At 53.4% G+C, this 11,466-nt stretch carries 9 protein-coding genes; 7 read left to right on the top strand and 2 right to left on the bottom strand.

Annotated elements, in window-relative coordinates:
* Positions 1-180: 180 nt before the first annotated feature.
* The gene (locus FCL42_RS13670; RefSeq protein ID WP_136863981.1) at positions 181-1,446 is read right to left on the bottom strand and encodes a uracil-xanthine permease family protein; all 1,266 of its coding nucleotides are present in this window, start codon (positions 1,444-1,446) and stop codon (positions 181-183) included.
* 71 nt (positions 1,447-1,517) lie between these two features.
* On the bottom strand, positions 1,518-2,144 hold the full coding sequence (gene upp, locus FCL42_RS13665) for a uracil phosphoribosyltransferase (protein ID WP_136863980.1): 627 nt from the start codon (positions 2,142-2,144) through the stop codon (positions 1,518-1,520).
* A 281-nt stretch (positions 2,145-2,425) separates the two neighbouring features.
* Here upp and purM point away from each other — a divergent pair, with 281 nt between their 5' ends.
* The 7 genes from purM (at position 2,426) to FCL42_RS13630 (ending at position 11,375) form a co-directional block, all read left to right on the top strand.
* A complete protein-coding gene (purM, locus tag FCL42_RS13660; RefSeq protein WP_136863979.1) occupies positions 2,426-3,463 on the top strand; it encodes a phosphoribosylformylglycinamidine cyclo-ligase in 1,038 nt (345 codons plus the stop codon).
* A gap of 9 nt (positions 3,464-3,472) precedes the next feature.
* On the top strand, positions 3,473-4,111 hold the full coding sequence (gene purN, locus FCL42_RS13655; RefSeq protein WP_136863978.1) for a phosphoribosylglycinamide formyltransferase: 639 nt from the start codon (positions 3,473-3,475) through the stop codon (positions 4,109-4,111).
* A gap of 136 nt (positions 4,112-4,247) precedes the next feature.
* Positions 4,248-5,855: a M28 family metallopeptidase gene (locus FCL42_RS13650; RefSeq protein ID WP_136863977.1), complete on the top strand. Its 1,608-nt coding sequence runs from the start codon at positions 4,248-4,250 to the stop codon at positions 5,853-5,855.
* A 56-nt stretch (positions 5,856-5,911) separates the two neighbouring features.
* The gene (locus FCL42_RS13645) at positions 5,912-6,652 is read left to right on the top strand and encodes a sporulation protein (protein ID WP_136863976.1); all 741 of its coding nucleotides are present in this window, start codon (positions 5,912-5,914) and stop codon (positions 6,650-6,652) included.
* A gap of 172 nt (positions 6,653-6,824) precedes the next feature.
* On the top strand, positions 6,825-7,835 hold the full coding sequence (locus FCL42_RS13640; RefSeq protein ID WP_136863975.1) for a zinc-binding alcohol dehydrogenase family protein: 1,011 nt from the start codon (positions 6,825-6,827) through the stop codon (positions 7,833-7,835).
* 157 nt (positions 7,836-7,992) lie between these two features.
* The gene (gene asnB, locus FCL42_RS13635; protein WP_136863974.1) at positions 7,993-9,657 is read left to right on the top strand and encodes an asparagine synthase B; all 1,665 of its coding nucleotides are present in this window, start codon (positions 7,993-7,995) and stop codon (positions 9,655-9,657) included.
* A gap of 263 nt (positions 9,658-9,920) precedes the next feature.
* Positions 9,921-11,375, top strand: a complete 1,455-nt coding sequence (locus tag FCL42_RS13630) for an EAL domain-containing protein (protein ID WP_169308395.1) — start codon at positions 9,921-9,923, stop codon at positions 11,373-11,375.
* Positions 11,376-11,466 lie beyond the last annotated feature (91 nt).

Below are 11,466 nucleotides of genomic sequence, written 5' to 3'. Positions count from 1 at the left end.
TTCTACCTGTTCAACCACAGATAATTTAAAGGCCATTGGGTAATCACGCTGCGAGCGTCTGCGTCGCTTGGGCTCTACCTTTTCCATAATAGGTCTCCAATGTGTAAACCTATTTCAGGACGGGTCACCCCCACAAAAAAAGCCAGCGACGAGCGCTGGCTTGGCTTATGAGTGTAACAGTTAGTGATTGGCTTCCTGACTTGCCAGCGTCTTAGGCAACAGCAGGTTCATCAAAATGGCCACCACCGCGCACAGGGCGATGCCCTGTAGAGTAAATTCGCCCATGTTGATGCTCATGCCGCCGATGCCGAACACCAGAGTCACCGCCACGATCACCAGATTGCGAGGCTCAGACACATCCACCTGATTTTTGATTAGGCTGGTCATACCCACAGCCGCAATGGAACCAAACAGCAAGATCATGATGCCGCCCATTACCACAGTCGGAATGGTGGTCAGCAGCGCACCGAACTTACCCACGGTGGCTAAAATAATGGCTGTAACCGCCGCCCAGGTCATCACCTTAGGGTCGAAGTTGCGGGTTAGCATTACCGCCCCAGTCACCTCTGAATAGGTAGTATTTGGTGGACCGCCCACCGCAGAAGCCGCAATGGTGGCTACGCCATCACCAAGTAGGGTGCGATGTAAACCCGGCTTCTTCACGTAGTTTTTGCCGGTCACGTTACTGATCGCCAGCATGTCACCGATGTGCTCCACCGCTGGTGCAATGGCCACAGGAATGAGGAATAGGATCGCTTCCCACTCAAAACTTGGCGTGGTGAAATTCGGCATCGCAAACCACGGCGCCGCCATCACCGGCTCAAAATCCACAATGCCAGCAAATAGTGAGATGGTGTATCCCACCGCAATGGCACTTAAGATTGGCAGAAGCTTTAACATGCCTCGGCCCATCACCGCCACCGCAAGGGCAGTAATCAAGGTAGGCAGCGCAATGGCCAGCGCAATGCTCGGCTCGACCGCCTGCACATCCCCTTGCTTGCCCAGCGCCATATTCACCGCCACCGGTGCCAGTGTTAGACCAATCACCATGATCACCGGCCCCACAACCACGGGGGGAAGCAGACGATTGATGGCGTTCATGCCGCCCACGCGCACCACTTGAGACAACAGCACATAAACACAGCCTGCCGCCATCATGCCGCCCATAGTGGCCGACAAGCCCCACTGGCTCACGCCGTAGGAGATTGGAGCAATAAAAGCGAAAGAGGAAGCCAGAAATACCGGAACCTGACGTTTGGTGATCAATTGGAACAGCAAGGTACCGACACCGGCGGTAAAGAGCGCCACGCTCACATCCAGACCGGTAAGAAGCGGTACCAACACCAATGCGCCGAAAGCGACGAATAGCATCTGCCCACCGGCAACCACTTGACGCCAGGTGGCGGGCACCTGTTGTTCCCCTGAAGAGACAGCCTGTTGCTGCATAGAAACCTCGTTATTGTATTTTTAGGATTGTAGGGTCAAAAAAAACGGCGCCTTGAGCGCCGTTTTCGAAATTACTTAGTACCGAAGATCTTATCGCCGGCGTCGCCGAGTCCCGGAAGAATGTATCCGTGCTCGTTCAAACGCTCATCGACAGAAGCGGTGTACAGTTCAATATCAGGGTGAGCCTCTTCCAGCGCCTTCAGACCTTCAGGGGCAGCAACCAGAACCAACACTTTAATGTGAGTACAGCCGCGCTCTTTCAGCAGGTCCAAAGTGGAGATCATGGAGCCGCCAGTGGCCAGCATAGGATCAACCACCATGGCGATACGCTCTTCAATATTAGAAACCAGTTTTTCAAAGTAAGGCACTGGTTCCAGAGTCTCTTCATCACGGTAGATGCCGACAACGGAGATCTTGGCAGAAGGAATGTGCTCAGTCACACCATCCATCATGCCAAGGCCGGCGCGCAGAATTGGCACTACGGTGACTTTTTTACCTTTGATCTGTTCTACTTGAATTGGACCATTCCAACCGTTAATCTCAACGGTCTCCATTTCAAAATCGGAGGTCGCTTCGTAGGTCAATAGTGCGGCAACTTCTTTGGCCAGTTCACGGAAGCGCTTGGTGCTCACATCAGCTTCACGCATAAGACCCAATTTGTGTTGAATCAGTGGATGCTTGACCTCAATGACTTTCATCTTTTTCTCCGAGTGGGTAAATGGCAGGTAAACAGCGGAATCATAGCTGGATAATGACAACCTGAAAACCCCCAACCCCCTCTCAAGATCACACTTTTATCCCAACACCCGTCCAAGCGAATAAAAACACCCCAAAGCCGCTAATAAATAAACTGTTCTCAAATGAGAACACTTTGTTTTATCGGCGCTTATTCTTGGGTCACATTCCGACAACTGATAGAATGCGCGCCAGAACATCAGCCCCCTAGGGCAAAAAAACCGATAACTATAATGAGGCCTCCGTGACTAACTCTAACTCTCTGAGCTACAAGGACGCTGGCGTCGACATCGACGCAGGCAATAAGCTAGTAGATAACATCAAGTCCGCTGTTAAACGCACCCATCGCCCCGAAGTGCGTGGTGGTCTTGGCGGTTTTGGCGCGCTGTGTAGCCTACCTACCAAATACAAAAAACCCCTACTAGTTTCTGGCACCGACGGCGTTGGCACCAAACTGCGTCTGGCCATGGACTACAACGGTCATGGCACCGTAGGCATCGATCTGGTGGCCATGTGTGTCAACGATCTGATTGTTCAAGGCGCCGAACCCCTGTTCTTCCTCGACTACTACGCCACTGGCAAACTGGATGTGGACACCGCCACCCAAGTGGTTTCCGGCATCGCCGATGGCTGTGAGCAAGCAGGCTGCGCGCTGATTGGTGGCGAAACTGCCGAAATGCCGGGCATGTACGACGGCGAAGATTACGATCTGGCGGGCTTCTGTGTTGGCGTAGTCGAAGAAGCCGATGTCATTGACGGCACCAAAGTTGCCGCTGGCGATGCCCTTATCGCACTGGGCTCGAGCGGCCCGCACTCCAACGGCTATTCGCTGATCCGTAAGGTGCTTGAGCGCATCGACAATCCGGCAGAACAGCAGTTGGACGGCCAGCCACTTATCGACGCTCTACTGGCCCCCACTAAAATCTACGTCAAATCCACGCTGGCACTGCTAGAGCAGCATCAGGTTCACGCCATCTCCCACATCACCGGTGGCGGTTTCTGGGAAAACATCCCTCGAGTGCTACCAGAGAACGCCAAAGCGGTTATCGATGGCAACAGCTGGCAGTGGCCAAGCGTCTTCAACTGGCTGCAAGAGGTTGGCAACATCTCCGAACATGAGATGTACCGTACCTTTAACTGTGGTGTCGGCCTCGTCATTGCGCTGCCACAGGCACAAGCAGACGCCGCGGTTGAGCTGCTCAAACAACACGGTGAAAACGCCTGGGTTATTGGCAGCATCGACGCTCGTCAATCGGACGAAGCGCAAGTGGTAATTGGCTAAGGCAGCATTATGACTCGTATTGCCGTAGTAATTTCCGGTTCAGGCAGCAACCTTCAGGCGATCATCGATGGCTGTAAATCTGGCCAAGTTGAAGGCCAGGTGGTTGGGGTTATCAGCAATAAAGCCGACGCCTTCGGTCTGACCCGAGCCAAAAACGCAGACATTGCCGCCATCGCCCTGCCTTTAAAGGAAGGCGAAAACCGTGCCGACTATGATCTTCGTTTGGGCGATGAACTCGAGAAACTGGATGCAGAGCTCATCGTACTCGCCGGCTTTATGCGAATCCTGACTCCGGAGTTCGTCAGCCGTTTTGCTGGTCGTCTACTCAACATCCATCCATCATTGCTGCCGAAGTACACTGGGCTCAACACCCATCAGCGAGCACTGGATGCCGGCGATGCCGAGCATGGGGTAAGCGTTCACTTCGTTACCGAAGAGCTCGATGGAGGACCGGTGATTCTGCAGGCTAAGGTACCGGTATTCGAAGGTGATGACGCCGATGCCCTCGCGGCTCGGGTTCACACTCAAGAGCACCGCATCTATCCCATGGTGGTGAACTGGTTCTGCCAAGGTCGTCTTGCCATGATGCAAGGCAAGGCGGAGCTGGATGGCAAACCTCTGCCAGCGCAAGGTTACGCCTACGAGTAGTTGTCGCTGACTGCATGACTCAAATCAAAGCCTCGCAACTGCGAGGCTTTTTGTTACAAATCCGGCTCTTTACCTCACCACCGAGCTTTTAGTAAAAGAAAGCTAGGAACAACAAAAACAACAAAAGGAACCCCGAATGAAACCTCATTTACTGGTGATTGCCGCCAGCGTCTTTGCCGCCGGTTGCAGCCAACTTGCCACCAATTCGAATAACGCCGGTTCACAGGGGATCGACGAATCGCGCATTCGAGCCGACATCCAAGAGCTGGCCTCCGACCGCTATCAAGGACGCCTGCCCACCACCGAAGGGGAAACCCTGACGCTGGCCTACCTAGAGCAGCAATTTAAAGCGGCTGGGCTCAAGCCCGGTAATGGCGACAGCTATCTGCAAGCGGTTCCCATGGTGACCTACACCGCCGCCAGCGATAACCAGCTGAGTTTCGGCGGACAAGCGGTCGACCTCCCCTCTCAAGCGGTGATGACCAGCTACCACGACACCACCGAGATCCATCTTAACAGCAGCGAATTGGTGTTTGTCGGCTACGGCATCGATGCGCCCGAATATGGTTGGAACGACTACGAAGGCTTAGACGTTCACGGCAAAACCGTACTGATTTTGGTCAACGATCCGGGCTTTGCCAGTGGGGACGCCAACCACTTTAAAGGCAGCACCATGACCTACTATGGCCGCTGGGACTACAAATTCGCCGAGGCCGGCCGCAAAGGTGCCAAAGCCGCCTTCATCATCCACGACACCAAACCTGCCTCCTACCCATGGAGCGTGGTCGAAAACAGCTGGACCGGTTCCCGCCTGGATCTGGCGGGCAGTCAAGACCCCCATCCAGAGATTGAAGGTTGGATCGGCTTTGACCTTGCCAAGTCTCTATTCGCTCAGCAAGGCCAAGACCTAACCCAATGGATGCAAAATGCGGTCAAGCAGCCCACTCAACTGGCCCTTAACACCAAAGTGGACGCTCACTATCGCCAACAGGTTGAGCGCAGCGTCAGTCACAACGTCATCGCCACCCTACCTGGCAGCGAAACACCCGACGAAGTGGTTAGTTACACCGCCCACTGGGACCACTTAGGCATGAAAGGAGACGCCATCTACAACGGCGCGCTGGATAACGCCTCTGGCATCGCTGGCATGTTGGAGATCGCCCGTCAATTTGCCGAAAGCCCAACGCCCCCGAAACGCAGTGTCCAGTTCATCGCCGTCACCGGTGAAGAACAAGGGCTGCTCGGCTCACGCTACTACGTCGACAACCCAACCTTTTCGCTGAGCAATACCCTTGGTGTCTTTAATATGGACGCCACCAATGTCTATGGCGCCGTGAAAGAGCTCACGGTCATCGGCTTAGGCCAATCTCAGCTAGACGACTACTTAGCGCAAGCGGCAAAATCCCAAGACCGAACTCTGGTGCGTGAATCTCGCCCTGGTGCCGGCGGCTTTTTCCGCTCGGATCACTTCTCCTTTGTGAAAAAGGGGGTTCCAGCCATTTTTGCTGGCGGTGGCAACACGCCCAAAACCGACGAACTGGCCCAATACAAAGCCCAAATGCAACAAAAAATGAAAGGCTGCTATCACAACACCTGCGATGTCTATCGACCAGACTGGAACCTTTCCGGTGCCATTGAAGATATCGACCTGTTTTATCGGGCGGGCAAGGCGTTAGCCAACGACGACCGTCGTCCAGGTTTTAACCAAGACAGCGAGTTTTACTCACTGCGCCCCGCAAGCTAGACTACAAAACTAACTGAAGTAACGTGCTTTTTCGCCACTCTTATTAAGGATGCGATATGTTCAAGAAACTGCTGGCCTCGGTAGGCATCGGCGCTGCAAAAGTGGATACACAACTGCACCAACAGACCCTAACCCCAGGGCAGAGCTTCACCGCCACCATTGTGATTCAGGGGGGCGACGTCGATCAGCAGATCTCCGGCCTAACGCTGACGCTGATGACCGAAGCCAAAACCGAAGTGGACGATCATACCGCCTATCAGCACGTGGTTCTCGACCACTGGAGCTTGGCGGAAAACACCACCATCGAAGCGGGAAAGACCTACGAACTGCCGTTCGAGGGCGTGCTGCCTTATGAAACGCCCATTACTGCTATCGGCGGTCACCGCAATCAAAGTCGAGTCTGGATTCAAACCGGCTTGGAAGTGGACTTGGCCATCGATCCAAGCGACAAAGACATCCTCGCCATCGAACCTCGCGATGACATGATGACCCTTATCGCTGCCATGGAAGATGCAGGCTATCGCCTTAAAAAGGCGGATGTGGAGAAAGGCTACCTGCAAGGGGATGGCTTCCGCTCGCAAAGTGGCATCTACCAAGAGTTGGAGTTTGTCCCCGGAGGCATGAGCCTGTTTGGTGTCAAAGAGGTGGAGCTGTCGATGATCCCTCACGATGGCGGCGTAGATACCATCGTTGAGATTGACCGAGCGTTCTCCGGCGACAGCTACCGCAGCTTAAGCTGGCAATCTGATACCTCGGTCGCGCAGTTAGGCCAGCGCTTAAAGTCCCTACTGGGCTAGGCTAAGACTCTCCAGTCTTACCAAAGCACGGAATTAATGAAACCTCAGGGTCATGCTCTGAGGTTTTTCATTTTCAACAAAATGCAAAAACTGAATGTGGCCTTAGCTACTGTTTCAGCGCCTGGGCTTTACATACACTGAGGCCAACCTCATCGATAACGGATCAACAATTATGAAAGCCATCGGTTACCAACACGCCAATCAACTCACCAGCACCTCGCCACTGACAGACATTGAACTGCCGATGCCCAGCGCCACCGGCAAAGATCTGCTGGTGAAAATCAGCGCCGTTTCGGTTAATCCGGTGGACACTAAAGTACGCCAGCGCGCCGATGCAGAAGCCGGGCAATGGAAAGTTTTGGGGTGGGATGCCGCTGGCATCGTAGAGGCCGTTGGCGATGAGGTAACGGAATTTAAACCCGGCGATACCGTGTTCTACGCTGGGGACCTCACCCGCTCTGGCAGCAATGCCGAGTACCAACTGGTGGATGAACGCCTCGTCGGCCGCGCCCCAAAAAGCCTCTCCATGGCGCAAGCGGCAGCCATTCCTCTGACCGCCATCACCGCGTGGGAGATGCTGTTCGACCGCCTTAAGGTAGACCCCAAGAGCAACAAGTCATTGCTGATTATCGGCGCCGCCGGTGGCGTTGGCTCCATCATGGTGCAACTGGCCAAACAACTGACCCAACTCACCGTGATTGGCACCGCCTCTCGCCCAGAGTCCAGCCAATGGCTGCAGAGCCTTGGCTGTGACCACATCATCAATCACCGCCAGTCCATGAGCGAACAACTGGCGACGCTGGAGCTAAGTGACGTGGATTATGTGGTGAGTCTCACCAACAGCGACGATCACCTTGAGGAAATAGCTAAGATAGTGGCTCCTCAAGGCCAATTTGGCTTGATTGATGATCCGCAGCGCTTTGACATCATGCCCTTTAAGATGAAGAGCGTCTCCCTACACTGGGAATTTATGTATACCCGTTCCATGTTCCAGACCGAAGACATGGCCATGCAACATCAACTGCTCAATCGCGTGGCCGAGCTTATCGATGCAGGCAAACTCAACACCACCCTCGGTGAAACCCTTAGCCCCATCAACGCCAGTAACCTGATTCTGGCGCATCAAAAAATCGAATCACAGCGCACCATTGGCAAAATCGTTGTGGAAGGATTTGACCGCTAAATCCAGATACTTCGCCGAAATGGTATCGAAAATGCCCGCGTTTGCGGGCATTTTGTTATTGAGTCATAGGCCCCATCAATAAAGGAATTGGCAAAGACCACAATCACTGGCATGTTAAACGGTCAGGTGAAAAAAACAGCAGTAGAAGGAGTGACTTATGTGCAGCATTTTCGCCATACTCGACCTAAAAACCCCAGCCGCCGAATTGCGCACACTGGCACTAACCCAATCCAAAAAGATGCGTCACCGAGGCCCGGACTGGTCCGGCATCCATGTGGACGACGGTGCGATTTTGGTTCACGAGCGCCTGGCCATTGTGGATATCGACAACGGGGCTCAGCCCCTCTATAACCCAGATGGCAATCTGGTGTTGGCGGTCAATGGTGAAATCTATAACCACCGGGAGCTGCGAGCAGAACTGGAAGCCGACTACCAGTTTCAAACCGGCTCTGACTGCGAGGTCATTCTTGCCCTATATCAAAAGTACGGCTGTGACTTTCTGGACAGACTTAACGGCATCTTCGCCTTTGTACTGTGGGATAAACAGCAGCAGCGCTACCTCATCGGCCGCGATCACATCGGCATCATTCCTCTCTACACCGGCTTTGATGGTCAAGGCAATCGCTACGTGGCGTCAGAGATGAAAGCGCTGGTGCCTCAGTGCACCCAGGTGGAGGAGTTCTTACCCGGCCAGTACTACGACAGCGCCACAGAGAAAGTAAGCCATTACTATCAACGAGATTGGCAGCAGTTCGAGGGCGTCGCCGATAACCCAGCTGACGTCGCCACTCTGCGCCAAGGTCTGGAAGCCTCGGTAAAACGCCAGCTGATGTCCGATGTTCCCTATGGCGTACTGCTCTCTGGCGGACTAGACTCCTCCATCACCTCAGCGCTTGCGAAAAAATACGCCGCTAGGCGCATCGAGGAGGATGAAGCCAGCCCCGCCTGGTGGCCGCAGCTGCACTCCTTTGCCGTCGGCCTTGAAGGGGCACCGGATCTCAAAGCCGCCGCGGAAGTGGCCGCTCACATCGGCACCGTGCACCACGAAGTGCATTTCACCATTCAGGAGGGTTTAGATGCCCTCACTGACGTCATCTATCACCTGGAAACCTATGACGTCACCACCATTCGGGCATCCACGCCGATGTATTTGATGGCGAGAAAGATCAAAGCCATGGGCATAAAAATGGTGCTCTCTGGCGAAGGGGCCGACGAGCTATTTGGCGGCTACTTGTACTTTCACAAAGCCCCCAGTGCCCAGGCATTTCATGAAGAGCTGGTCAGAAAAATTCACAAACTGCACCAGTTTGATTGCCTTCGAGCCAACAAAGCGATGGCCGCTTGGGGCATCGAGGCGCGGGTGCCTTTCTTAGATAAGGAGTTTGTGGATGTGGCCATGGGCTTAAACCCACAAGCTAAAACCATCACCAACGGCCGCATTGAAAAACAGATTTTACGGGAAGCCTTTGCTCACTACCTGCCCGAATCGGTGGCTTGGCGCCAGAAGGAGCAATTTAGCGATGGCGTTGGCTACAGCTGGATTGACAGCTTAAAGGATCACGCCGAGTCCAAAATCAGCGACAGTGAATTGGCCAACGCCCACCACCGCTTCCCCATCAATACCCCAGACACCAAAGAGGGCTATTTCTATCGCAGCTTATTTGAGCAGCACTTCCCCAGCGAAGCTTGCGCAAAGTGCATTCCCGGGGGCAAATCGGTAGCTTGCTCAACCCCAGAAGCGCTTGCTTGGGATGAGAGCCTCAACACCCTGACCGACCCTTCTGGTCGAGCCGTGGCTGGCGTTCACAACCAAGCCTATTAAGGCGCAGTCCAATCCACTATGGAAGCCCCAACTTTTTGGGGCGTTCTTTTTTCACCTAAACCATTAATAAAAATGAGTTAACCGTCAATTCGTTGTCCACCATCACAATGAATGAGAGTCAACCCGCTTTTATCGACAATGCAATTTTGTTACATTTTGCGCTCGTTTGACTCATTTATTCAGATTTTTGGTTTATTTCCAGCATGATCCGTAGGTATTGGCAGCTAGCGCACTATATCCGGCATGGATGGCAACTTTTTGTTGTGATTCAGCTACTCTGCCTGCTCGCGATTCTCAGTTTATGCTGGGTGAATCTCAGCAGCGAACTTAATTCTCGCCTGACCATTGTCGCGGACACCACGGATCACTACTACAACACCGCCATCACACGGTTAGACCAACTGGCGTCAGAGTTGTCTTTTAACGAGTGTTCCTATGACGCCGAGTTTCGCCTTAACCGCGCGGGGTTGGAGTCCAATGTGTTTGACCACTTTGCCTTTCTAAGTGATAAAGCCGGATACTGCCGCAGCCAAAATAACCCACTAACGCCCCTATTTGTTGGCAACCTGATACAGAGTGGTCCAGGTCCCATTTGGTTTGGTCGCTACCAAAGTGAGCAGTTGCCTTTCTTCGTCTTTGTTCGAGAGTTTGCCCCCAAACAGTATCTGATTGGCGTCTCCAAGCTCATCTATTTAGAAAACCGCTTAGTCTCCTATCGAGCCAAAACCGTACAAGCGGCATTATCACTGGACATTGATGGCCGCACGCTGCTGGCCTTCAACAACCTTGAAGGCTTACCTTGGTTTAACATTCATCGCACGTTTCAGTTTGGTCACGTTACCGTTGATGCCACCTACGTTCCCGATCTATTCCAGGTCGTGCGCCCAGAATGGTTAAGCTACAGCGTTCCACTGGCACTGCTGATCAGCCTGAGTATTTCCGGTTTGATGGTTTACCGGCGCAGCCATCGGGGTATCTATCTGGCCGACCTTGACGTGGCGTTTCAACGCAAAGAGATTTACCCCGTCTTCCAGCCCATTGTCGATGCCAGCAGCAATCAACCTTTAGGCTATGAGGTGATGGCCCGTTGGGACCACCCGGTTATGGGGGCCATCTCGCCAAACTCCTTCATTCCGCTGATGGAGCGCTTTGGCCGTTTGGATACTCTACTCACCGAACTGGTCAAGCAGTGTCAGGGGCAAGTGCCGACCGGCTGCTATCTGAGCCTAAATCTATCGGGAGAGCAGTTGACTCAAAGTTTTCGAGACCCCATTCAGTTCGTGCAGTCACTGCTGTCTAAGCTGCAGATTGATGCCAATCAACTGATGATAGAGATCACCGAGCGGGAAGCGCTGGACTATGAAAACCCGAAATTGATTGCAACCCTCAACCGGCTGCGTGAGATGGGGGTGACGCTGGCATTTGATGACTTTGGCACGGGTCATAACGGCATTGGTTGCCTTAAAGCGTTCGCGCCAGATTACATCAAAATCGACAAAAGCTATGTACATACCTTAAACGGCGATGCCGTACAAAAACCGGTTTTAGAGGCGATCATCCAACTGGCTAAAAGCATGAACATCGGCATCATCGCCGAAGGCGTCGAAACCGAAGGTCAGCGTCAGTTCCTATTAAGTCGAGGCGTAAAGCGCCAGCAGGGTTACCTACTTGGCCGTCCGGGCAATCTGCAAACCGCCAACGCTGCAGAGGATCGTTGAGTAATACAGCCTTTAGAAGCCAAGCCACTCACTCATCGCCGAACAAGAAAGAGCACTGGATACAAAAAATGCCGGTCAACCACGTTGACCG

It is taken from the genome of Ferrimonas aestuarii, assembly GCF_005116665.1.
In the GTDB taxonomy this organism is placed as follows: domain Bacteria; phylum Pseudomonadota; class Gammaproteobacteria; order Enterobacterales; family Shewanellaceae; genus Ferrimonas; species Ferrimonas aestuarii.
This window is presented reverse-complemented; position numbering and strand designations above follow the sequence as displayed.